Source organism: Aeromonas sp. QDB11 (assembly GCF_027705265.1).
Lineage (GTDB): Bacteria > Pseudomonadota > Gammaproteobacteria > Enterobacterales > Aeromonadaceae > Aeromonas > Aeromonas allosaccharophila.
In genome coordinates, this window is the sequence record NZ_JAPDBM010000036.1 from 21,569 (window position 1) to 44,937 (window position 23,369).

The window sequence follows — 23,369 nt, forward strand, 5'->3', positions numbered from 1 at the left end:
CGTCCATGGAACGGTTGAAGGTCGAACTGGGTGAACGCAGCTATCCCATCGAGATAGCTGCCGGGTTGTTGCAGCGCCCCGAGGCGCTGGTATCGACCATCAAGGGCAAGCGGGTGATGATCGTGACCAACACGGTCGTTGCTCCGCACTATCTTGAACGGGTAACGGCCCTGCTGTCGGGTTTTCAGGTTGAACACCTGATCCTGCCTGATGGCGAGGCATACAAGAACCTGGCGACCTTTGAGCAGATCATGTCTGCTCTGCTTGAAACCAACCATGGGCGCGATACGACACTGATCGCTCTGGGGGGCGGCGTGATCGGGGATCTGGTGGGCTTTGCGGCAGCAAGCTATCAACGTGGCATTCCTTTTATCCAGATCCCGACCACCCTGCTCTCCCAGGTTGACTCCTCTGTCGGCGGTAAAACCGCTGTCAACCACCCCCTCGGCAAGAACATGATTGGAGCTTTTTATCAGCCCAAACAGGTTGTTATCGATACCGAATGTCTGAGTACCTTGCCTGCCCGCGAATTTGCCGCAGGGATGGCCGAGGTGATCAAGTACGGCATCATTTGGGATGCTGATTTCTTCAGCTGGCTGGAGCAGAACATGGTGCGTCTGCAACAGCTGGAACCCGCCGCGTTGGCCCACGCCATCAAACGCTGCTGCGAGATCAAAGCCGACGTGGTCGGTCAGGATGAGACCGAGCACGGCGTCCGTGCGCTGCTCAATCTGGGCCACACCTTTGGTCATGCCATCGAGGCCGAGCAGGGTTATGGTAACTGGCTGCACGGTGAAGCGGTATCAGCTGGCACCATGCTGGCAGCCTGGACTGCGCAGGCCCGTGGCGAGATGAGCGAAGTGGACGTTGCGCGCGTGCGCGCCCTGCTGCTGGCCGCCAATTTGCCCATTCATGCTCCTGCCGAGATGGATTTCTCCGCCTTTATTCGCCATATGCGCCGTGACAAGAAGGTGCTGGAAGGCAAGCTGCGTCTGGTGTTGCCGGTTGGCATCGGCCATGCGCAGGTGGTGGGGGATGTGTCCGATGCTGAGTTGCTGGCGGTGATCGAGTCTGGTCGTGACAAATAAACTGCTAAAACTGCCTTCCCAGCGGCAGCTGGTTGACCGGCTGCTGCATCTGATTGAATTCAATCACCCTTTCGTTTTTCTCTCCGGTAAACCCGGTTGTGGTCGCGGTACCCTGTGCGAATCCCTGCTCGGCGTGTTGCCGGAAAAAGTGCGGGTGGTAAGCCTGATCGGCACGCCTGCCATGAAGATGGTGGATGTGCGCCAGCTGTTGCTGCCACAGGTGGTGGCTCGGCCGTTGTTCAATCCACAGGATGCATTGGCAGAGAGCTTCTTTCGTATGCTGGAGGGGAGCAAGCCTGCCACCCTGCTGCTGATGATCGAGCGGGCCGACCAGTTGCCGGCCGAGCTGCTGGGAGAGTTGTGGGCGATCATCCGTCATAACGATACCCTGGCGGCGCCCCATCAACTGGCCATTATCGTCTCGGGCAGTGACGTCTGGTGTCGTACCCAACGACCGCAGCTGAAAGGGCGCGCCATGCCAGCCCTGGAGCTGGAAGTGCCGCCCCTGAGCCCGCCCGAGCAGCGCATCTTCTTGTATGAGAAAGCCAAAGAGCTCAAGGTCCCGGCGACCCTCTTGCCCAAGCCGCAAGTGGAGGAGATCCTGAAAACGGCGAACGGACATCCGTCCACCATCATGCAGTTACTGGAGGATATCATGACCGACAGAAGGCCCAAGAAGCGTCAGGCGGAGTTGCCTGTCAAGAAGATTGCCACCGCTATCGCGCTGGTCGCTGGCGGCCTGCTGGCGATGAGCTACCTGCTGCCTGCGCTGTTTGACAATGAAAGCAAACCTGCGCTGCAGGATCCGGCGCAGAACACGGCATTGCCGATCCCGGTAGCGGGAGGCGATCCCCTCACCGCAGGCGGTTCGAATACCGATGCCGCTGCACAAGGCGCACAAGACAGCGATGCCGCCAGCAATCCCAACGGGGTGGTGAAGGATTGGCAGCCGGAAGCAAAAGTGCTGCCCAAATCGGTGGAGAGCGAAACAGTGACCACAGAATCCACCAATTACGAAGGGCGTCGGGTGGTGATCTCTGACGAGGTTGTGCAAAAGCTGATGACCGAACCCAAGGTGAGCGGCGCACTGCCTACTGACGTGGTGGACGAGCTGACCGGCAAGACCTCGAACGGCGCAACCCCCAGTGGCGCCGTCGCAACCACAGCGCCAGCCAGCACCAGCAAGGCACAGAGCCCGGTGACAACCGCAACGCCTGCGGCTACCACCAACACCGCCAGCAGCGAGCCGGTTGCCGCGCCTGCACCCAAGGTAGCCCTGACACCGGTCGCCACCTTGAACAAGAAGCCGCGCAACCATTACAGCGTTCAGCTGATGGGGGCGAGCAACACCAAGGCGGTGGATCAGTTTGTCGCCGAGCATGGTCTGGCGGGCAAGGTATGGGTCTATCAGACCAAGTTCCGTGGCAGCCCCTGGTACGTGGTGCTGCAAGGGGATTATGCCGGTCTGACCCAGGCCAAGAGTGCCATTCGCAAGCTCTCGCCCGCCTTGCTGAAAGGTCAGCCCTGGCCCAAGTCGTTTGCACAGGTACAAAAAGAGCTGAAGCAATAGCCTTGATACCGGATAAGGGGGTAGAATCGTCCCCCTTTTTGGGTCTTGCCTTCTTACACACCGGATTTCCATGAAAAAAACACGCGCTTTTTTAAAATGGGCCGGGGGAAAATACTCCCTGGTTGAAGAGATTGCCGAGCGCCTGCCGGCCGGGCGTGTGTTGCTGGAGCCTTTCGTCGGGGCCGGGTCTGTGTTTCTCAACACCGACTACGACGCGTATGTGCTCAACGATATCAACCCGGATCTTATCTGCCTGTATAACCATCTCAAGCTGACGCCTGACCGATTCATCGCCGAGGCGCGCAAGATGTTTGTGGCTGAACACAACCACAAGGCCGCCTATTACCGGCTGCGCACCCAGTTCAATCAGACCGAGACCACCTTCGAGCGGGCACTCTTGTTCCTGTTTCTCAACCGTCACGGTTTCAACGGGCTGTGCCGTTATAACAAGAAGGGCGGCTTCAACGTGCCGTTCGGTTCCTACAAGAAGCCCTATTTCCCGGAAAAAGAGCTGTGGGCCTTTGCCGAAAAGGCGCAGAAGGCGACCTTTATCTGCGAGAGCTACGCCGATGCCATCAAGCGGGCCGAAGAGGATTGGGTCATCTACTGTGATCCTCCCTATGCGCCGCTTTCCACGACCGCCAGCTTTACCAGCTATGCCTCCGGTGGTTTTACCCTGGATGATCAGGCGATCCTGGCGCGACTGGCCCGTCACACCGCCGCTCACAAAGGGGTGCCGGTGTTGATCAGCAACCACGATATCGAGCTGACCCGTGAGCTCTATCGCGGTGCCCGTCTCGACGAGATTTTGGTCAAGCGCACCATCAGCCGCAACGGCGGCACCCGCAACAAGGTGGCCGAGTTGCTGGCGCTCTATCCGCCCGGCATCGAGCCGGAGCAGGGCTACTACCCCAGCGACAGCGAACTGCTGCCACTGGCGTAACAGACAATGCGGCGCCCAGGGGCGCCGTTTTTTATGGGCGAGCCCGCGCCTGTGCCGATGTCCCATAACCCGGGTGGCTGGGGGAGGGGAGGCGATTGCCCCATTTACCCCGCATTCGAGTCGTTTTCGCCCGCCTTTTACGTTAAAATTGCGCCGCTTTTTCTCCCTGGCTGCCAATGGATGATGCTGATGAAAGACTTTCTGATTGCCCCCTCGATCCTCTCTGCCGATTTTGCCCGTCTGGGTGACGATGTCGCCAAGGTGCTGGCTGCCGGTGCCGATGTGGTTCACTTCGACGTGATGGACAACCACTATGTCCCCAACCTGACCATCGGCCCCATGGTCTGTCAGGCGCTGCGTGACTACGGTATCGAGGCGCCCATCGACGTGCACCTGATGGTCAAGCCGGTGGATCGCATCATTCCCGATTTTGCCAAGGCCGGTGCGTCCCTCATCACCTTCCATCCGGAAGCGTCCGACCACGTTGACCGCTCTTTGGGCCTGATCAAGGAGATGGGCTGCCAGGCGGGTCTGGTGCTCAATCCGGCTACCTCGCTCTCCTGCCTCGAGTATGTGATGGACAAGCTGGACGTGATCCTGCTGATGTCGGTCAACCCGGGCTTCGGTGGCCAGAGCTTCATCCCCGGCACCCTCGACAAGCTGCGTCAGGTACGTCGTCTGATCAACGAGAGCGGCCGCGATATCCGCCTCGAGATCGATGGTGGGGTGAAGGTCGACAACATCCGCGAGATCGCCGACGCGGGCGCCGACATGTTTGTCGCCGGCTCTGCCATTTTCAGCCAGCCTGACTACAAGGCGGTGATCGACAAGATGCGTGCGGAGCTGGCTCATGTCACACGCTGAGCGCGCATTTGATTTGGTGCTGTTCGATCTGGACGGCACCCTGATCGACAGCGCCGCCCAGCTGGCGCTGGCGGTCAATCTGACGCTGACCGATCTGGGTCTGGCGCAGGCCGATGAAGCCGTGATCCGTACCTGGGTCGGCAACGGGGCCGACAAGCTGATCCAGCGGGCCCTTGCCTATCGCGAGGCCGACCCCGAGCTGTTTGCCAAGGCTCGACCGATCTTTTTCCAGCACTACAACGCCTGTTTGCTGCAGGGGCTGGCCATGTATGATGGGGTCGCCCAGAGTCTGCGTCGCCTGCAAACCCTGGGCTACAAACAGGCGATCGTCACCAACAAGCCGAGCGACTTCGTGGCACCGATCCTCGATGCCCTTGGCATCAGCGATTGTTTCGCGCTCTGGCTCGGTGGCAACTGCGTGCCGGTCAAGAAGCCGAGCCCGGAGCCGCTGCTGCACGCCTGCCAGGAGTTGGGGGTGAGCCCGGCTCGCACCCTGATGGTGGGCGACTCCGAAAATGACGTGCTGGCGGCCAAGGCGGCTGGCATGAAGGTGGTGGGGCTCACCTACGGTTACAACTATGGCCGCCCCATCGCCGACTCCCGGCCTGACTGGGTGTTCGAACATTTTTCCCAGCTCGATGCGCTGCTGAGCTAATCGCGCCGCGGGACTGGCTGAATAACAAGGATTAACACTCTCATGACCAAACCAATCGTATTGAGCGGGGCGCAACCCTCCGGCCAACTGACCATCGGCAACTACATGGGGGCCCTGCGTCAGTGGGTCAACATGCAGGATGAGTTCGACTGCCTCTACTGCATCGTCGACCTGCATGCCATCACCACCCGTCAGGATCCGGTTGCCCTGCGCAAGGCCTGCCTCGATGCGGCCGCCCTCTATCTGGCGGTCGGTATCGATCCCAAGAAGAGTACCGTCTTCATCCAGTCTCACGTGCCGCAGCACGCCGAGCTGGGCTGGATCCTCAACTGCTACACCCAGATGGGTGAGCTGTCGCGCATGACCCAGTTCAAGGACAAGTCCGCCCGTTTCGAGAACAACGTCAACGTTGGTCTGTTCGGTTATCCGGTGCTGATGGCCGCTGATATCCTGCTCTATCAGGCCAATCAGGTGCCGGTTGGTAACGACCAGAAGCAGCATCTGGAGCTGACCCGCGACATCTGCACCCGTTTCAACAACCTCTATGGTGAGGTGTTCACCCTGCCGGAGCCCTTCATTCCGACCGAAGGGGCGCGGGTAATGAGCCTGCAGGATCCGACCAAGAAGATGTCCAAATCGGATGACAACGAGGCCAACTTCATCGGCCTGTTGGAAGATCCCAAGCAGATCGTCAAGAAGATCAAGCGTGCGGTGACCGACTCCGACGAGCCGGCAGTGGTGCGGTTCGATCCGGAGAACAAACCGGGTGTTTCCAACCTGCTGACCCTGATGTCCGGCGTGACCGGTCGCTCCATCCCCGAGCTGGAGCAGCACTTCGAAGGCAAGATGTATGGTCACCTCAAGACCGAGACCGCCGAAGCCGTGGTTGCGCTGCTGGAACCGATCCAGGCGCGTTTCCACGAGTTGCGTCAGGATGAGGCCCATCTGATCGCGATTCTGGCCGAAGGGGCACAAAAGGCGCGTGAAAGAGCTGAAAAAACCCTGACCAGAGTATATGATGTAGTCGGCTTCGTTCCTCGAGCCTGACATACTGGGAAGGTGTAGTAGAAGAGAGCTGGGTATTTGCCTGGCTTTCTTTATTTTCTGACCGGCTATTTGTTTAATTTATTTATTTCAACGTGGGTAATATCCCCAAGAGAAAGCATGTCTGTTCAACCAACTATTTCTGCTGAAGAGCTGAGTGACAAAGGTCACTGGCTACGTAAATTTCGCAAGGCGAAAAACCTCAATACCCTGCAGTTGATGGTCTCCAATGCCATCGACAAGCACCATAAAACCCCTGCCGTTGCTGCAGCTATCTATCTGGCCGAGTGTCAGCGTGAACGGGAAATGGAACAGGGTCGTTATCTCGATCGTTAATTCTCCGCTGTTGGTTATCTCATGCTGTTGTTGATCGATAACTACGACTCTTTTACCTGGAACCTGGTGCAATATTTCGGCGCCCTGGGACAAGAGGTTGTGGTCAGGCGTAATGATGAACTGACGCTGGATACCATAGCGCAGCTATCTCCTCGTTATTTGGTTATATCCCCGGGACCTTGCACGCCCAATGAGGCGGGGATCTCCCTCGACGCCATTCGCCACTTCGCTGGCAAGTTGCCCATTCTCGGTGTCTGTCTCGGTCATCAGTCGCTGGCGCAAGCCTTCGGTGCCAGCGTAGTGCGTGCCCGTCAGGTGATGCACGGCAAAACCTCGCTCATCCGCCATCGGGATGAGGGGGTGTTCAAGGGGCTCAACAACCCGCTGCGGGTGACCCGTTACCACTCGCTGGTGGTGGAGCGCGACACGCTGCCCGAATGCTTCGAGATCACCGCCTGGAGCGAGCATGCCGATGGCGCGTTTGACGAGATCATGGGGCTGCGCCACAAGACGCTTCCTGTCGAAGGGGTTCAGTTCCATCCGGAGAGTATTTTGAGCGAGCAGGGCCATCAGTTGCTGGCCAATTTTCTGGCGCGTACATAAAAAGTTGTGATCGCCTTCTCAAGTTCGAGAGAAGGCAAAAAAAATTTCCCTGACACTTTATTCACCCCCTCTCCTGCCCAAATTATCTCTTGCCAAGCCCCCCTGAGTCGTTATGCAATGCGGTTGCCTAAAATCTCAAGGTCAATCGAACATTGTTCCTCATAGGCCGTCTTGTTACAGACTTTTTACTTTATTTCTGTGATAATCCCGTCACGTTTACACGGATTTAACTTTTGGACGGTGGATTATTCTGTCGCCGAATCGAAGGAGAGCTATATGTCAGAGTTGTTGGCAGTGACACGTGAAGTGTTTGATGAAGTGATGGTTCCCAACTATGCGCCCGCCAAAATCATCCCGGTGCGTGGTGAAGGGTCACGTGTCTGGGATCAGGAAGGGCGCGAGTACATCGACTTCGCCGGTGGCATCGCGGTTAACGGCCTGGGTCACTGTCATCCCAAGCTGGTCGAGGCGCTGAAAACCCAGGGCGAGAAGCTGTGGCACCTCTCCAACGTGATGACCAACGAGCCGGCCCTGCGTCTGGCCAGGAAACTGGTCGCCGCCACCTTCGCCGACAAGGTCTACTTCTGCAATTCCGGCGCCGAAGCGAACGAAGCCGCTCTCAAACTGGCCCGCCGCTACGCCATCGAGAAGTTCGGCGAGCAGAAGACCCAGATCATCGCCTTCAATCAGGGCTTCCACGGTCGTACCTTCTTTACCGTCAGCGTCGGTGGCCAGGCTGCCTACTCCGATGGCTTCGGCCCCAAGCCCGGTGATATCACCCATGTGCCCTACAACGATCTGGCGGCACTGGCCGCGGTGATCTCAGACAACACTTGCGCCGTGGTGATGGAGCCGCTGCAGGGCGAGGGCGGCATCATTCGTCCTACCGACGAGTTTGCCAAAGGGGTGCGCGAGCTGTGCGACAAACACAATGCCCTGCTGGTGTATGACGAAGTACAGTCCGGGGTCGGCCGTACCGGTGATCTCTACGCCTATATGGGGCTCGGCGTCACGCCGGACATCCTCACCAGCGCCAAGGCACTGGGGGGCGGTTTCCCCATCGGCGCCATGCTGACTACCGACGAGATCGCGGCTTACCTGAAAGTGGGCACTCACGGCTCTACCTACGGCGGCAACCCGCTGGCCTGTGCGGTCGCCGAAGCGGTGATCGACGTGATCAATACCCCCGAAGTGCTGAGCGGCATCAAGCAGCGCGAACAGCTGTTCCGCGACGGGCTCGAGGCGATCAACGCCAAATACCACTGCTTCAGCGAAGTGCGTGGCAAGGGTCTGCTGCTGGGCGCCGTGCTGAACGACGACTACAAGGGACGCTCGCGCGACTTCCTGCTGGCCTCTATCGATCAGGGATTGATGGCACTGGTGGCCGGTACCAATGTGGTCCGTTTTGCCCCTTCACTGGTGATCCCGGAAGCGGACATCAAGGAAGGGTTGGCACGCTTCGAGAAGGCGGTTGCCCAGGTGGTTAACGCCTGATTCCAAATTGAGGTGGGGAACTCTCCCGGCAGGAGCCGGGACCCCACCTGTCGTCAATGAAAGGGAGTTGTCATTTATGTTGGTTATCCGTCCCATCGAGCAAAAAGATTTTGCCGGGCTCAAGACCTGCGCCATCGAGTCCGGCACCGGCATGACCTCGTTGCCCGTCAACGATGAGCTGCTGCAGCGCAAGATTGAAGCCTCTACCCAGACTTTTTCCGACAAGCCCGCTGGCAAAGGGGACTGCCTCTACTTCTTCGTGGCCGAGGATCTGGAGACCGGCGAGATGGTGGGCACCTGTGCCATCGATGCCGCGGTGGGTCTCTCCCAGCCGTTTTACAACTACCACATCGGCAAGGTGGTGCACTCTTCACCCAAGCTCGGCATCTACAACGTCGTTGAAACCCTGACTCTCTCCAACGACTACACCGGCAACTCCGAGCTCTGCACCCTGTTCTTGCGCGAATGTGCCCGCGAGGGGCTCAATGGCCGCCTGCTCTCCAAGCACCGCTTTCTGTTTATGGCCGAGCACCCCGAGCTGTTTGACGAGACCGTCTTCGCCGAGATGCGTGGCGTCTCCGATGCCGACGGTCACAGCCCCTTCTATGAGTGGCTGCAAACCCACTTCTTCTCGATGGATTTTCCCACCGTCGACTATCTGACCGGCATCGGCAAGAAGCGCTTTATCGCCGAGCTGATGCCCAAGTACCCCATCTACGTCAATTTGTTGAGCAAAGAGGCGCGGGCCGTTATCGGCCAGACCCACGAGAAGACCCGCCCCGCCATCAAGATGCTGCAGGACGAGGGCTTCGTGAACCGTGGCTACGTCGATATCTTCGATGCGGGTCCCACCGTCGAGTGCGACGTGAAGAATATCCGCAGCGTGCGCCGCAGCAAGAAGCTGCGAGTGCTGGTGGGCGAGCCCATCGGTGGCAAGACCCACCTGCTCTGCAACAGCCGTTTCGAACATTACCGTGCCTGCTACGGCAATATCCGGGTCGATCTCGACAAGCATGAAGCCATCATCCCGCCCAAGATGGCGGCGGCACTCAAGGTGCAGGATGGCGACATGGTACGGGTGGTTGACCTCGACTGAGGCAAACAGGACAAGCAAACCGATTATCAGACAGGCAGCCGAGGCTGCCTGCCAGCGACAGGGAGTGAATGGATGAGCCAGTCAGTGCAATTTATCGACGGTCAGTGGCTTGCCGGTGAAGGCAAGCCGTTCGAGTCAACCGATCCGGCCAAGAACGAGGTGATCTGGCAGGGCGCTGCCGCCAGCGCGGCGCAAGTGGATGCTGCCGTCAAGGCCGCCCGCGCCGCCTTCTACCATTGGGCGGATATGAGCCTTGAGGATCGCCTGGCCATAGTGCGTCGTTATGCCGACCTGCTCGGCGAGCAGAAAGAGGCGCTGGCGCTGACCATCGCCCGCGAAACCGGCAAACCGCTGTGGGAGACCCGCACCGAAGTGGCGGCCATGCAGGGCAAGATTGCCATCTCCATCCGGGCGCACGACGAGCGCACCGGCACCGTTGAAAATGCCATGCCGGGCGCCAAGGCATTTGTCCGTCACAAGCCCCACGGTGTGGTGGCGGTGTTCGGCCCTTACAACTTCCCGGGCCATTTGCCCAACGGCCATATCGTACCAGCGCTGATTGCGGGTAACGCTGTGGTGTTCAAACCCTCCGAGCTGACCCCCATGGTGGCCGAAGCCATGGTCAAGGTGTGGCAGCAGGCCGGGCTGCCCAAGGGCGTGCTCAATCTGGTGCAAGGGGAGGTCGAGACCGGCAAGGCGCTGGCTGGCAACCCGGATATCGACGGCCTCTTCTTCACCGGCTCCTCCCGTACCGGTCATTTCCTCCATCAGCAGTTTGCCGGTCAACCGGGCAAGATCCTGGCCCTAGAAATGGGCGGCAACAACCCGCTGATCGTGAAAGACGTGAGCGACATCGACGGCGCGGTGCATGCCATCGTCCAGTCCGCCTTTATCACTTCCGGTCAGCGCTGTACCTGCTCCCGCCGTCTGTTTGTCGAGCGCGGCGAGCGGGGCGATGCGCTGGTCAAGCGACTGGTCGAGGTGGTCGGCCAGATCAAGGTCGGCCTCTATGACGCCGCCGAGCAACCCTTTATGGGCGCCATGATCAGCGAGCGAGCTGCGCTCGGCATGGTCGAGGCACAAGCCAACCTGCAACAGCTGGGCGGCGAGAGCCTGCAGGTTCTTGAGCACCTGAAAGCGGGTACCGGCTTTGTCTCTCCGGGCATTATCGACGTGACGGCAGTCAGCACATTGCCTGATGAAGAGTACTTCGGCCCGCTGCTGCAGCTCATTCGTTACGACGATTTCGATGCCGCTATCGATCAGGGTAACGCCACCCGTTACGGTCTCTCGGCCGGTCTGCTGGGTGATAACGAGGCGGATTGGCAGCACTTCTTCAAGCGGATCCGCGCCGGTATCGTCAACTGGAACAAGCCCATCACCGGCGCCTCCAGTGCCGCGCCGTTTGGTGGCATCGGGGCATCCGGCAACCACAGAGCGAGCGCCTACTACGCCGCTGATTATTGTGCGTATCCGGTTGCCTCTGTCGAAGACAGCAAAGCCGCTATGCCGGAGCAGCTGTCTCCCGGCTTGACGTTTTAAGAAAGCCAAGGTCGGCGCTATCTCCGTTGGGGCTAGCGCCTGACCACGACAATAAAAGGGGCGCTGAGCAGGTGCCCTTGTCTGTACCCGCAATCAAAGGAAAGAGAGATGCAAAAGGATATCGACACCCTGTTCAGCCATCTGTGGGACAATTACATCAAGGTGACCCCGAGTGCCCTCAAGGTGCACACCTTGCTGGGTGGCGGCGAGCCCATCGTCAACGATCACGTAGCGTTTCGTACCTACAACCTGCCCAAGCTGGGGCTGGAGAAGCTGGCTGCCCACTTTCTGGCGCTCGGTTACGAGCAGAAGGGCGAGTACGTCTTCAAGGCCAAGAAGCTCTACGCCAAGCACTTCGAGCATACAGATCCGGATGCTCCCAAGGTGTTTATCAGCGAGCTGAAGGTCGAAGAGCTCTCTCCGGCTGCCCAGGCCATCATCCACAAGCTGGCGGATCAGGTGCCCGATCATCTGACAGATACCCCGGCATTTCTCTACACCGGCGCCCCCTGGCAGGTCTCCTATGCCGATTACCAGACCCTGCTGGCGGAGAGCGAGTATGCGGCCTGGATGGCGGCATGGGGCTATCGCGCCAACCACTTCACGGTCAATATCAACAAGTTGAAGGATTTCGACACCATCCATCAGGTCAATGCGGCACTGAAGGCTGCGGGTTTTGTCCTCAACAGCGTGGGTGGCGAGGTGAAGGGAGACCCGCAGGTGATGCTGGAGCAATCCTCCACCATGGCCGACAAAGCCGAGGTGCCGTTCAGTGATGGGGTGCGTACCATCCCGAGCTGCTTCTACGAGTTTGCCCTGCGCTACCCGCAGCCAGATGGCGTGCTCTATCCGGGCTTTGTCGAGGCGTCGGCCGACAAGATCTTCGAATCGACGAATGCCATGTAACGGGAACCACCCTGTTTCAGTCGCAACGCCTCCTCGCCGGAGGCGTTTTGTTTGGCGCCGAGTGAGGGTGGCGGGTGTTGCCTGACACCTCAGTGAAAGGGATTTGTACGGCGCCTAACTGATAAAGATTTGTTGATAAAAATGTGAACTAGATCACCTGACGCGCCACAGATTGACGCAGGCGGTGGAGCAAAAAGGAGTAGAATGACGCTTTATTTTTGCGGGGCCAATCGATGCCTAACTATCACTTTTTCAAGCAGGGTCAGGCGCTTACCTATCTAGATGCCAATGCGCCCAGCTATAGCGATGAGCGTCGTCAACTGGTCGAACAGGGATTTGCCGCCATCGCCGCCCCCACCTTTGCAGATACCCCGGCCCAAGCCCTTGAGCTGCTGCGCACTCATCAGGCACTACAGGACGAGGCACAGGCCAACGCCCTTTGCCTGACGGTGGCCGCTATTCCGGCGGCGATCGCCGCGCTGACCGGGCACTGAACATTGCCAGCGCCATGCCTGCGTAGGTAAAAAATGGTGCCATGGTCATGGCACCCTCTTATCGGTTTGCCTGTTTGCCCTGAGCGGTCTACCGCTGGTGCAGGTCACCTTCAATGACCAGCACGGTATCCATTCCTGCCGCCTTGCCTGCCTCAAGCCCGATGCGGGTATCTTCAAACACCAGACAGTTCGCCGGATTGGCGCCGAGCAGTTCTGCCACCCGCAAAAAGGTGTCGGGGTGCGGTTTGTGGTTGGTGACATCATCGGCACTGACCACCACCGAGATATAGGCGTCGAGTCCGGTGCTTTTCAGGATGGAGTCCGCCTGACTGCGCGGTGAGCCGGTGCCAATCCCCATCTTCACCTTGCCGTGATAGTACCTGACCAGCTCCCACATCTTGGGAAAGACGCTGACCTTGTCGATATGTGCCATATAGAGTGCAATCTTGCGGCGGGTAAAGGCCTCGACATCCACCGTCAGCCCCTGCTGCTCGGCCAGCATGGCGATGATCTTGCGGGTGGGAATGCCGCCGTACTGATAGAGCTGATCCCGCTCGAAGGGGATGCCGAACTCGGCACAGGTAAGTTCCCAGGCATCCAGATGAAGGGGCATGGAATCCACCAGAGTGCCATCCATATCGAAAATCAGGGCATCGTAGTGATCAAACCGGTACTGCTCGTTCATGGGGACTCCTCGGACTGAATTCGGACTAAATAGCGCAGGCTAACAGAACCGGTCGGCAGTTTGTGGGATCTGCCTCATGGTTGGGCTGATTGTGGCCGCCGTTTTTTCTATCTCTTGCTGATTTGTGAGACAATAATCCGTTCATTGCCGGATACTTTGGCATATCAGATCAGCGAGTCCGCTTATGACCTCGAAAATATCCCCCAAAACCATTTTCTCCAGTGTGGCGCTGGTGATCGCGCTCGGTTCACTGGAAAAGAGCATCGTCACCACCCCGCTGCCCATGATTGGCGCCGAGTTGCACGCCGGTGCCGCCCTCACCTGGGTGGTCACCGCCTACCTGCTGGCGGCCACCGCCGTGCTGCCCCTCTATGGCAAACTGAGCGATCTCTTTGGCCGGGTGCGGATGCTCAATATCGGCATCGGCTTGTTTCTGGCGGGCTCGGTGGCCTGCGCCCTCTCCCAGGATCTGCCGACCCTGCTGGCGGCCCGCGTGTTGCAAGGACTGGGCGGCGGCGGCCTGATTGCCCTCGCGTTTACCGTGATTGCCGACACCATCCCGCCACGGGAGGTGGGCAAGTATCAGGGCTACATCTCGGCGGTCTATGCGGTCTCCAGCATCGCCGGCCCCTTGCTTGGCGGCTATTTTACCGAGCAGCTCAGCTGGCGCTGGATCTTCTGGATCAACCTGCCGCTCGGGGCGCTGGCTGTCTTCCTCATCAACCGCAACCTCAAACAGCTCAACGTCCGCCGCCATAGCCGCTTCGACTGGAAGGGAGCTGCGCTGTTGATTACCGTCACTACGCTCACCCTGTTGCTGCTCTCGCCGGAGACCGCCCTGCCCGTCGTCTGGCTAGCGAGTGCGCTGGCGGTCTCGCTGCTGCTGTTGATCCTGATTGAGCGACGGGCTCATGATCCCATCCTGCCCGCCCATCTGGCACGGCTGCCCGGCTATCTGGTGAGCGTACTGCTGGTAATGCTCTCCCAGTTGCTGATGTTTGCGGTGCTGGTCTATCTGCCTCTGCAGATGCAGTGGCAGAAGGGGCTGAGCGCGAGCGAGAGCGGGGTGAGCATGGTGATCTTCATGATCTGCATCACCGCCGGGGCCTTTGTCGGCGGCAAGCTGATTGGCCGTACCGGTCACTACAAGAGCTTTGTGGCGGTGGGTTTTGCGCTGGCGGCGGTGGCGCTCTGGCAGATCCACTTCGATGCCTGGGTCAAGCTGGCCCTCGGGTTTGCCGGTATTGGTCTGGGTCTGGTGCTGCCCGCCCTCTCGGTGGTGGTGCAAAATGCCCTGCCACGGGAAGATCGCGGCATCGGCATGTCGCTGTTCAACTTCGGCCGTGAGCTGGGGGGCGCAGTCGGCGTGGCCATCTGTTCCATGCTGTTCAATGCCCAGCTGCCTGCTGGCAGTGCCGGTCAGCTCAGCACCTTGAGCCCGCAGCTGCTGGCTCCCGGCTTCAGTGCCACCTATATCGGAATGGCGATCATCGCCACCTTTGCACTGCTGCTGACCCTGCTGGCGTTAAAGCGCCACGAGCTGGCTACTATCAGCGCCTGATCAACCGTGTAACCATACCGCGCATTGGTAAGGGGCAAACCGCGGTTCAGGCTGAGTGGGGTAGTTACTGATCAGCAGGGTAGCGCCTTGTTCTACCTGTTCAAAGTGCGGCATCGGCAAGGGGTTGGCGGTGAGATTGGCGAGCAGCAGCAGGGTATGTTGTGCTCCGCTGGCCGGATCCTGCCAGTGGCGGCGATAGCTGATGCGCTCGGGGTCGTCACCATCCAGCAGCTCGAAGTTGCCGTGGCGAATGACCGGGTGAGCCTTGCGCAGGGCGATGAGCTGGCGATAGCAGTGAAACGGCGAGTCGGGGCGGGCCAGCTGCTCTTGAGCATTTATCTCGACGTGGTTGGCGTTGAGAGCAATCCAGGGCGCGGCCGTGCTGAATCCGGCGTGGGGGCCAGCGTCCCACTGCATCGGGGTACGGGCGTTATCGCGGCCGATGGCATCGAGCCGCCGACTCAGCTCGGCAGGATCCAGCCCTGACTGGCTGGCGCGGTAGTTGATCGCCTCCACGTCGCGCAGCTCGTCGGCCTGCCAGTGGCGGTTGGTCATGGCCAGTTCCTCCCCCTGATAGATGAAGGGGGTGCCCTGCATCATGTGCAGCACCATGGCCCACAGCTTGGCGCTGGTTTCACGCCACTCGGGCCTGTCATCGCCAAAGCGGGAGACGGCGCGGGGCAGATCGTGGTTGTTCAGAAACAGGCTGTTCCAGCCACGCCCGTGTAGCCCTTGCTGGTGGCGGGCCATGGCCCGTTTGAAGGCAAGGGGAGCAAAGTGGGAGGACCACTTGTCACTGCCCAGCCCCAGATGTTCGAAGTTGAACACCATGCTGAACTCGCTGCCATCGGGGTGGGAATAGCGCTGCATATGGGCGAGATCGGCCCCCCAGGTCTCCCCCACCGTGATGATCCCCTTGCCACCGAAGCTCGCAGCATTGAGCTCGCGGATATAGTCGTGCAGGCGCGGGCCATTGCTCATGGCAAGCCGGTCCCACTCCTTGCTCACCATGTCGATCACATCGAAGCGAAACCCCTTGATCCCCTTAGCCAGCCAGAAGTTGATCACCGCCGCCATCTCGGCCCGCACCGCCGGGTTGTCCCAGTCCAGATCGGCCTGACTCGCATCGAAGTTGTGCAGGTAGTAGCGATCAAGCGCTGGCACATATTCCCAGCCGCTACCGCCAAAAATCGAGGTGATAGGGTGAGCGTCAACGAAGGCCTGGTCGCGAAACACGTAATAGTCCTGATAGTGAGGATCCCCCGCCAGCGCCTGCACAAACCACTCATGCTCGGTGGAGGTATGGTTGGCGACGATATCCATCATAAGGCCGATACCACGGGCGGCGGCCTCGCTGATCAGCTGTTCCATCTCGGCCAGAGTGCCAAAGGCGGGGTCGATGGCGCGGTAGTCCGCCACGTCGTAGCCGTTGTCCCGCTTGGGGGAGCGATAGATGGGGGTGAGCCACAGCATATCGACACCCAGCTGTGCCAGATAGTCGAGGCGCTGGCGGATGCCGTTGATATCGCCCATGCCGTCGCCATCGCTGTCCTGAAAACTCATGGGGTAGATCTGGTAGATGACGCAGCTATCGAGGTCGATGGCGGGAGTGTGGAGAGCGTGCGGGTTCATCAGCGTGGCCGGTTGTGGAAGAGGCTTTCCATCTTACGCAGATGAGCAGAGTATCAACAGCTTCCGGCGGCCCTTGAAAAGGGTTCCATTGTTGGCTGATTGCCAAAAATGAGGGGAGGGTCACAAAGGTGCCATCCCGAGCCACGGGCGTGGTCGGGATGGCGTGCTGCTCATATGCCTTTTGGCATAACGCGTTATCGGGTGGCTCCGGCCTGCTCGGCGTTTGGCTCCTGCTGGCGCTCTGCCTTCTCCTGCTGGCGTTCCGCTTGCGCCTCCAGCTCCTTGCCGAGGAAGTAGTTCAGGAAGGTGCGGATCACCGCGATGATGGCAAGGCGGATCAGCTCCTCCTTGCTCGGCGCCACCGTGGTGGCCAGGATGTCGGCGGCCAGCTGGAACTCCAGCGCCAGGATCAGCCAGCTGCCAAAGCAGAGACGAATGCGTGGAAAGCCGGGCTGGTGATCCCGCACCCGCGCCGCCAGCCAGAGAGTTTTAAAGAGGCCAATGACCACACAGGCGATGGAGATGATCTCCAGCAGCAGCTGGAACAGCTCGACCCCGTGCATCATCCCCTCTTTCAGGCTCGCTATCTCAAACACTCGGGTCACCTCCTGATTCAAAAGAGCACACTATTAACATATTGCTCGGCAAAGGCCAAATCATAGGTGCCTGATAAGCATCGCGATCTGCTCAATAAGCTGGCGCGCCGCTGGGCTCACACCTGCCAGTTGGAAGAAGCCGTGTATAACACCCAGTTGCCGCTGACAGCTGGTTGTGACGCCAGCTTGCAGCAGTTTGCGATAGAGGGCTTCCCCCTCGTCGCGCAGCGGATCATATTCCGCAGTTACGATATGGGTCGGCGGCAATCCTGACAGGGCGGGATGGTGGAGCGGGCTGGCTTCGGGGTGAGTGGTGGGCAGCTCTCCCAGATAGGCGTGAAAACCGCTTAGCAGCATGTCGCGGGTGATGAGGTAGTCATCACCCAGCAGGCGATAGCTGTCACTTTCGCCCACAGCATCGAGCATTGGGTAGATGAGCAGCTGGGCGGCTGGCAAGGGGGCGCCTTGCTCCTTGAGCCGCAAGGTAGTGATCAGGGCGAGGTAGCCACCAGCGCTGTCACCAGCAAGGACAATCCGTGCTGGATCGCCATGCCATTTCTCCACATCTGCCATGATGGCGAGCGTGGCGGCCAGTGCATCGTCGTGGGCGGCAGGATAGGTGTGTTCAGGTGCAAGGCGGGTATGTACCGCAAACACCAGTGCCTCGGCGCGATTGCACAGCATCCGCATCTGTCGGTCGTGGGTGTCAAACTCGCCGCTGACAAAACAGCCGCCATGAAAGTAGATCAGGACTGGATGGCTTGCACTTGAGGTTGGCGCAGGTTGATAGAGGCGAACGGAATAATGGCCGTTTTGCCACTCTTCGACAGAGCCAACCTCTTCCCGTTCACCACCCAATATGGCTGAAGCAAGATAACCTTCACGCCGCTCTTGCCAGCTCAGGCTGCTCGCTTTGGGGCGGCCTGCTGCAATGAAATCTGCCACCATGGCCGCAATGGCCGGTTCAAGTTGTGTTTCCATAACGCACCAATGACTGTATATAAAAACAGTTATTTTGCGCTTTTAGCCAGAGAGCGCAACCGGCGTTAGCTGAGGCAGCTCACAAAATCAGGCTTCAATCAGCTGGAATTCAATTACATAGAGCGGCGGCAGATCGGGGTAGATATCGCGGATCACATCTTTCAGCTCGGGGAGGGTCATGTTCTCCTGACGGGCGTGCTCATCGCTCAGTCCATCAAAGGCGACCGCCTTGACCGAGAGTACCTCAATGGTGCCAAAGGGCTGGTGCTCCGGATTGGTGAACAGGGCCAGCCGCTGGCCGGGTTGCCAATTGGCCTCGCTCTCGTCGCGGATGGTGATGGTCTTGCGGCCCGCCTGAATGTCGGCAACGAAGCGGCTGAAGAAGGTGAATTCGGGATAGGAATGGGCAGACATGGTGACTCCTGACTGGGTGAATCGAAATGGGGTGAATGGAAATCAAAGGTCGAGATAGGTGCGCAGCCTGGCCAGATCGGCGATGGCGGGCCCCTCGGCCCCTTCGCAGACGATCCCCTGCTCGATCAGCTCCTTGAGGGCGCGGCGGTAGACTCGCTCGGTGGTGCCGAAGCGCGCCGCCTCGTGAGCCCGCTTGCGTGACCCCAGCATGGGGGTGCGCTGGCGTTCGCGCCACAGCTCATAGGCAATGTTGTAGGCGATGGGGTGGAGCAGGCGGCTGGTGGTGATCTCCAGGGTATCGAGGTAGTCGCTGGCGAGCGCGGCGGCAAAGAACAGGGTCAGATCCGGCTCAGCCAGTAGCCGCTGGGCCAGCTTGTGGGCACAGATGACCCGGGCATCGAGCTCGGTCTCGGCCACCACGTTCCACTGCACCGGGGTGGCGCTGAAGAACTCCATCTCGCCGAAGATCTGGCTGTGGCAGGCTATTTCGCCGAGTTGGAAGCTGCGGCCCGAGTGCACCGTGCTGTTGAGGGAGACCCGGCCACGTTCGACCAGATAGAGCTGCTCGCTCTGCTCCCCCTGTCGCATGATCAATTCGCCCGGCAGGTAGCGGCGCAGAAACAGGGTGCAGGCGTCGAGCGCCGCGGCAAAGCGGGGTTCAAGCTGCTGGAGTTCGGCGTGAAAACGGCCGAGGGGGTAGGGCTGTTGCTGCATGACTTGCCTGTCGCACCGGATGACGAGGGCCATGAGGCTAGCAAGAGTACGGGCCGGATACCAGCCCGCACGGTAGCGGATGTGCCGCAGTTAACGGTTTGCGGTTTATTGCGCCAACGCGTGGAGGGCGGCTGCGATGGCGTGTTGCTCACCGGCCATCATCGCCTGTTCGGCGCTGGCGTAATCCGCCACCCCTTGCTGCACATCCTGTTCGAACAACACCACGTTGCAGAGCACGGCGGCGACCCGCACCTTGCGCAGGCGCCCCACGGTCAGCAGGGAGGCGGTCTCCATATCGGCGCCGAGCACGCCACGGGCATGCCAGTAGCGGCACACCTCCTGCTCGTCATCCCGATAGAAGCTGTCGTGGGAGCGTACCAGCCCGTGCCAGTAAGGCTGGCTCCCAGTGGCCACATGGTTGAGCAGGGCCGCTTGCAGCCAGATATCGGCGCAGGCGGGGTACTCGGCGGGCAGATAGGCCTGTGAGGCCCCCTCATTGCGCACAGCCCCTTCCACCACGATAAGGTCGCCCAGTCCGATGTCGTGTTGCAAGGCACCAGCGGAGCCGACCCGGATCAGCGAGCGGGCGCCGGCTTGCACCAGCTCCTCCAGCGCTATGATGGCGGACGCGCCGCCGATGCCGGTGCTGCAGACCGTGATGGGCAGCCCCTGATAGCGGCCGTTGATGAGGCGAAACTCCCGGTTTTGCCCCAGCACTTCACACTGTTCAAGCTGGTTGGCGATGCGATCGACCCGGGCAGGGTCGCCGCACAGCACCACCCGCTCGGCAATCTGGTCGGGGCGGCACTGCAGATGGGGTAACAGAGTCATGGCTTACAGACCTTGTGGTTGGCGCTTGGCGGCAATCACCCAGAGGCGGGTGCCGTTGGCGGCGATAAACAGCAGGATCAGGTACTCCAGCGACATGGCGTAGACGCCCTGCACGGCATAGACACCGATGCTGATGATGTTGATTACGACCCAGAGGATCCAGTTTTCCACGTATTTGCGGGTCATCAGGATCTGGGCGACCACCGAGAGCACCGTCATGCTGGCATCCCAGAACGGGAAGGCATCGGGGGAGGGCTCGGGGGTGGCCAGGTTGGCACCAAACAGGTTGAGCAGGGAGACAGAGGTTCGCGCCAGGGTGGCGAAGACCGGGTCGATATAGCGGGTCAACAGGGCGATGGCCAGCACACTCACGGCGGCGGTCACCATCAGTTTGGATTTGCTGAGCCAGCGGATCTGCAGGGTATCCCCCTGATCGTTGGCCGGGCGGGTCCAGGCGTACCAGCCATAGACGTTGGCGCAGAAGAAGAACAGCTGCAGCATCAACAGCCCGTAGAGCTGGATCTGGAAGAAGATGATGGCAAACAGGCTGACGTTGATCAGGCCAAACAGGTAGTTGATGGTCTTCTCCTGACTGGCGAACCAGATGCAGGCCAGCCCGAACAGGGTGCCGATGGCTTCAATCCATGACATGGCATAGCCGCCACCCAGCGGGATGGTCACCAGGGTGTTATTGATGCTGAACAGCTCGAATATGCTCATTTTCTGATCCTTAGGCATGAGGGTAAGTATGCGAGGGCGCCATTCTAAGGGGTGAGGGGGAGGAGGGGCAGGACTTTTGTCCGCCCCGGGCTTGGCCCATATCAAAGAAATCGCCGCTGGTGCCCGGTTATTCCAGCACTGATGGGTTATGGTGCCCCCGCTGGCCGGAATTTATTGATATGTAGCAAGATGATAGCGCCGTGGCTGTGGTTTGATAGAGTCCACTCTCCGGGAGGAGAATCACGTGATAAAAGGAGGTTGCATTGAATTCCGAGCTTGTCTGGGTGCTCTGTCTGCTGGCTGGTGCCATCTATCTCTTCATGACCAACAAGGTGCGCATGGACGTGGTGGCCCTGGGGGTGGTCATCCTGTTTGTGCTGAGCGGCACCCTCACCCTGCCGGAGGCGCTGGCGGGCTTTAGCGATCCCAACGTCATTCTGATTGCCGCCCTGTTCGTGGTGGGGGAGGGACTGGTGCGCACCGGTATCGCTTATCAGGTGGGGGATGCGCTGGTGAAGGTGGCGGGCAGCAGCGAGACCAAGCTGCTGGTGCTGCTGATGGTGGCGGTGGCGAGTCTGGGGGCGGTGATGAGCAGCACCGGGGTGGTGGCCATCTTTATCCCGGTAGTGTTGAGCGTGGCGAACCGGATGGGGATCCCCGCCGGTCGTCTGATGATGCCCCTCGGTTTTGCCGGACTTATCAGCGGCATGATGACGCTGGTGGCCACGCCCCCCAACATGGTGGTCAACAGCGAACTGATGCGCCACGGCATTCACGGCTTCGGCTTCTTCGGTTTCACCCCCATGGGGGGGCTGATCCTGGGGATGGGCATTCTCTACATGCTGCTGGTGCGCGGCTCTTTGGTGGGCGAGGGAGAAGAGGGTAAGGGCAAGCCGACCGGGCGCCGCACTCTGCGCGATCTGATCCGTGACTACCGGCTGGCCGGTCGGGCCCGCCGTCTGGCGCTGCGGCCGGATTCCCCACTGATTGGTCACACCCTGGATGAGCTGCAACTGCGTGCCCGCTATGGTGCCCACGTCATCGGGGTGGAGCGTTGGCGCAAGTTCCGCCGGGTGATGGTGCCGGTGTCGGGGATCAGTGAATTTCAGGCCAAGGATGTGCTGCTGATCGACATGTCCGATCCCGAAGTGGATGTGCGGGCGTTTTGCAGCGAGGCGCGGCTCGAACCCATGATCCTGCGCGGGGAATACTTCTCCGATCAGGCGCGGGAGGTGGGGATGGCCGAGGTGTCGCTGATCCCCGAGTCCAAGCTGCTGGGTAAAAGCGTGCGTGAGGTGACCTTCCGCTCCAGCTATGGCCTGAGCGTGGTGGGGCTGCGTCGCGACGGCGAGGCGCTGGCAGGCAAGCTGGTGGACGAGCCGCTGCAGATGGGGGACACCTTGCTGGTGGTGGGCAACTGGAGCCATATCCGGCTGCTGCAGACCCACAGCCGCGACTTTCTGCTGATGGGCTTGCCTGCCGAGGTGGACGAGATGGCCCCCGCCCGCAGTCAGGCCATTCACGCCCTCTTCTGTCTTGGAGTGATGATCCTGCTGATGGTGACCGATCCGGTGCCCAACGTGATTGCCGCGCTGATCGCCTGTCTGCTGATGGGCAAGTTTCGCTGCATCGACATGGAGAGCGCCTACAAGTCGATCCACTGGCCGACCCTGATCCTGATTGTCGGCATGCTCCCCTTTGCGCTGGCGTTGCAAAAAACTGGCGGGGTGGATCTGATCGTCAGCGGTCTGATGAATGCGGTGGGGGAGATGGGGCCAAGGGTAATGCTGGCCAGTCTGTTTGCGCTCTGTGCGGTGATCGGGCTCTTTATCTCCAACACCGCCACTGCGGTACTGATGGCGCCCATTGCGCTGGGTACGGCGCAGCAGATGGGGGTATCGCCCTATCCGTTTGCCATGACCATTGCTATTGCTGCGTCTGCAGCCTTTATGACGCCGGTCTCCTCACCGGTGAATACCCTAGTGTTGGGGCCTGGCAACTACCAGTTCGCCGACTTTATCCGTATCGGGGTGCCGTTTACCCTGTTGGTGATGGCGGTCAGCGTGGTGGCGATCCCCTGGTTCTTCCCGTTCTGATAACCGGGATGATGAATGTGTGTACCAGCGGCCTGCGGGCCGCTTTTTTGTGGCCGGGAGACGAGAGTGGCAAGGCGTGATCGGAATCAGTGAAGAGGGGTGAGAACGTGAATTAACGTGGAGATGGATTCATAGAGGAGTGAGAGAAAAACTGGGGAGATACAAATTTCAGATACAAAAAAACCAGCGTGAGCTGGTCTGTTTGGTACTGCTATTAATGGTGCGGAAGGAGAGACTCGAACTCTCACGCCTAGGGCGCCAGAACCTAAATCTGGTGCGTCTACCAATTTCGCCACTTCCGCAATATTAATGGTGGCTATGACGGGATTCGAACCTGTGACCCCCGCATTATGAGTGCGATGCTCTAACCAACTGAGCTACATAGCCGTTTGTTATCGACCACAAACGTGGAAGAGAACAGAAAAATGGCTGGGGTACTAGGATTCGAACCTAGGGATGGCGAGATCAAAACCCGCTGCCTTACCGCTTGGCGATACCCCAACT

The 23,369-nt window shown here is 59.8% G+C and carries 23 protein-coding genes and 3 tRNA genes; 15 read left to right on the top strand and 11 right to left on the bottom strand.

Features of this window, described 5'->3' with window-relative positions; translation table 11 throughout:
• The first annotated feature begins 5 nt into the window (after positions 1 to 5).
• The 13 genes from aroB to OKC40_RS13260 all read left to right on the top strand — a co-directional run bounded on the left by aroB (position 6) and on the right by OKC40_RS13260 (position 12,635).
• On the top strand, positions 6 to 1,088 hold the full coding sequence (gene aroB / locus OKC40_RS13200; RefSeq protein ID WP_234604723.1) for a 3-dehydroquinate synthase: 1,083 nt from the start codon (positions 6 to 8) through the stop codon (positions 1,086 to 1,088).
• A complete protein-coding gene (locus tag OKC40_RS13205; RefSeq protein ID WP_234604729.1) occupies positions 1,078 to 2,658 on the top strand; it encodes an SPOR domain-containing protein in 1,581 nt (526 codons plus the stop codon). Before aroB ends, OKC40_RS13205 begins: the two co-directional genes overlap by 11 nt.
• Positions 2,659 to 2,728: 70 nt before the next feature.
• Positions 2,729 to 3,601, top strand: coding sequence for a Dam family site-specific DNA-(adenine-N6)-methyltransferase (locus OKC40_RS13210; RefSeq protein ID WP_042658620.1), 873 nt, complete (start codon positions 2,729 to 2,731; stop codon positions 3,599 to 3,601).
• Positions 3,602 to 3,790: 189 nt separating this feature from the next.
• Positions 3,791 to 4,465, top strand: a complete 675-nt coding sequence (gene rpe, locus OKC40_RS13215; protein WP_042063883.1) for a ribulose-phosphate 3-epimerase — start codon at positions 3,791 to 3,793, stop codon at positions 4,463 to 4,465.
• Entirely contained in the window at positions 4,452 to 5,120 is a 669-nt protein-coding gene (locus tag OKC40_RS13220; RefSeq protein WP_042658622.1) for a phosphoglycolate phosphatase, read from the top strand. The genes rpe and OKC40_RS13220 overlap by 14 nt, the downstream gene beginning before the upstream one ends.
• 42 nt (positions 5,121 to 5,162) lie before the next feature.
• On the top strand, positions 5,163 to 6,167 hold the full coding sequence (gene trpS / locus OKC40_RS13225; RefSeq protein ID WP_270795514.1) for a tryptophan--tRNA ligase: 1,005 nt from the start codon (positions 5,163 to 5,165) through the stop codon (positions 6,165 to 6,167).
• 117 nt (positions 6,168 to 6,284) lie between these two features.
• The gene (locus OKC40_RS13230) at positions 6,285 to 6,500 is read left to right on the top strand and encodes a hypothetical protein (protein WP_033137571.1); all 216 of its coding nucleotides are present in this window, start codon (positions 6,285 to 6,287) and stop codon (positions 6,498 to 6,500) included.
• Positions 6,501 to 6,521: 21 nt separating this feature from the next.
• The gene (locus OKC40_RS13235; RefSeq protein ID WP_270795515.1) at positions 6,522 to 7,103 is read left to right on the top strand and encodes an aminodeoxychorismate synthase component II; all 582 of its coding nucleotides are present in this window, start codon (positions 6,522 to 6,524) and stop codon (positions 7,101 to 7,103) included.
• A 276-nt stretch (positions 7,104 to 7,379) separates the two neighbouring features.
• Complete coding sequence (locus OKC40_RS13240; RefSeq protein ID WP_042063877.1) at positions 7,380 to 8,597, top strand: aspartate aminotransferase family protein; 1,218 nt, start codon at positions 7,380 to 7,382, stop codon at positions 8,595 to 8,597.
• Positions 8,598 to 8,673: 76 nt separating this feature from the next.
• Positions 8,674 to 9,693, top strand: a complete 1,020-nt coding sequence (astA, locus tag OKC40_RS13245; protein ID WP_270795516.1) for an arginine N-succinyltransferase — start codon at positions 8,674 to 8,676, stop codon at positions 9,691 to 9,693.
• A gap of 72 nt (positions 9,694 to 9,765) precedes the next feature.
• Positions 9,766 to 11,235, top strand: a complete 1,470-nt coding sequence (astD, locus tag OKC40_RS13250) for a succinylglutamate-semialdehyde dehydrogenase (RefSeq protein WP_270795517.1) — start codon at positions 9,766 to 9,768, stop codon at positions 11,233 to 11,235.
• Positions 11,236 to 11,343: 108 nt separating this feature from the next.
• Positions 11,344 to 12,141 carry a DUF1338 domain-containing protein gene (locus OKC40_RS13255; RefSeq protein ID WP_113739717.1) on the top strand — a complete coding sequence of 266 codons (798 nt, stop codon included), beginning with the start codon at positions 11,344 to 11,346 and terminating at the stop codon, positions 12,139 to 12,141.
• Positions 12,142 to 12,374: 233 nt separating this feature from the next.
• Entirely contained in the window at positions 12,375 to 12,635 is a 261-nt protein-coding gene (locus OKC40_RS13260; RefSeq protein ID WP_042063871.1) for a hypothetical protein, read from the top strand.
• Between the two features lie 88 nt (positions 12,636 to 12,723).
• Here OKC40_RS13260 and OKC40_RS13265 read toward each other — a convergent pair whose 3' ends face one another.
• Positions 12,724 to 13,320, bottom strand: coding sequence for an HAD family hydrolase (locus OKC40_RS13265; protein ID WP_270795518.1), 597 nt, complete (start codon positions 13,318 to 13,320; stop codon positions 12,724 to 12,726).
• Positions 13,321 to 13,504: 184 nt separating this feature from the next.
• On the opposite strand from OKC40_RS13265, the gene OKC40_RS13270 reads away from it, so the two are divergent.
• On the top strand, positions 13,505 to 14,881 hold the full coding sequence (locus OKC40_RS13270; protein ID WP_270795519.1) for an MDR family MFS transporter: 1,377 nt from the start codon (positions 13,505 to 13,507) through the stop codon (positions 14,879 to 14,881).
• Here OKC40_RS13270 and OKC40_RS13275 read toward each other — a convergent pair whose 3' ends face one another.
• The 7 genes from OKC40_RS13275 to pnuC all read right to left on the bottom strand — a co-directional run bounded on the left by OKC40_RS13275 (position 14,882) and on the right by pnuC (position 20,769).
• On the bottom strand, positions 14,882 to 16,513 hold the full coding sequence (locus OKC40_RS13275; RefSeq protein WP_270795521.1) for an alpha-glucosidase: 1,632 nt from the start codon (positions 16,511 to 16,513) through the stop codon (positions 14,882 to 14,884).
• 194 nt (positions 16,514 to 16,707) lie between these two features.
• Positions 16,708 to 17,109: a DUF1622 domain-containing protein gene (locus tag OKC40_RS13280; RefSeq protein WP_082628444.1), complete on the bottom strand. Its 402-nt coding sequence runs from the start codon at positions 17,107 to 17,109 to the stop codon at positions 16,708 to 16,710.
• A 60-nt stretch (positions 17,110 to 17,169) separates the two neighbouring features.
• A complete protein-coding gene (locus OKC40_RS13285; protein WP_111805387.1) occupies positions 17,170 to 18,090 on the bottom strand; it encodes an alpha/beta hydrolase in 921 nt (306 codons plus the stop codon).
• Between the two features lie 87 nt (positions 18,091 to 18,177).
• The gene (yqfB, locus tag OKC40_RS13290) at positions 18,178 to 18,504 is read right to left on the bottom strand and encodes a N(4)-acetylcytidine aminohydrolase (RefSeq protein ID WP_270795525.1); all 327 of its coding nucleotides are present in this window, start codon (positions 18,502 to 18,504) and stop codon (positions 18,178 to 18,180) included.
• A 42-nt stretch (positions 18,505 to 18,546) separates the two neighbouring features.
• Complete coding sequence (locus tag OKC40_RS13295) at positions 18,547 to 19,218, bottom strand: Crp/Fnr family transcriptional regulator (protein WP_270795527.1); 672 nt, start codon at positions 19,216 to 19,218, stop codon at positions 18,547 to 18,549.
• 105 nt (positions 19,219 to 19,323) lie between these two features.
• The gene (locus OKC40_RS13300; RefSeq protein ID WP_270795528.1) at positions 19,324 to 20,049 is read right to left on the bottom strand and encodes a nucleoside phosphorylase; all 726 of its coding nucleotides are present in this window, start codon (positions 20,047 to 20,049) and stop codon (positions 19,324 to 19,326) included.
• Positions 20,050 to 20,052: 3 nt separating this feature from the next.
• A complete protein-coding gene (gene pnuC / locus OKC40_RS13305; RefSeq protein WP_270795529.1) occupies positions 20,053 to 20,769 on the bottom strand; it encodes a nicotinamide riboside transporter PnuC in 717 nt (238 codons plus the stop codon).
• Positions 20,770 to 21,032: 263 nt separating this feature from the next.
• Here pnuC and OKC40_RS13310 point away from each other — a divergent pair, with 263 nt between their 5' ends.
• Positions 21,033 to 22,865: an SLC13 family permease gene (locus OKC40_RS13310; RefSeq protein WP_270795530.1), complete on the top strand. Its 1,833-nt coding sequence runs from the start codon at positions 21,033 to 21,035 to the stop codon at positions 22,863 to 22,865.
• A gap of 218 nt (positions 22,866 to 23,083) precedes the next feature.
• Here OKC40_RS13310 and OKC40_RS13315 read toward each other — a convergent pair.
• The 3 genes from OKC40_RS13315 to OKC40_RS13325 all read right to left on the bottom strand — a co-directional run bounded on the left by OKC40_RS13315 (position 23,084) and on the right by OKC40_RS13325 (position 23,366).
• Positions 23,084 to 23,167 (bottom strand) — tRNA-Leu (locus OKC40_RS13315).
• 8 nt (positions 23,168 to 23,175) lie between these two features.
• Positions 23,176 to 23,252: transfer RNA gene (locus OKC40_RS13320), tRNA-Met, on the bottom strand.
• Positions 23,253 to 23,291: 39 nt separating this feature from the next.
• Positions 23,292 to 23,366: transfer RNA gene (locus OKC40_RS13325), tRNA-Gln, on the bottom strand.
• Positions 23,367 to 23,369: the final 3 nt, after the last annotated feature.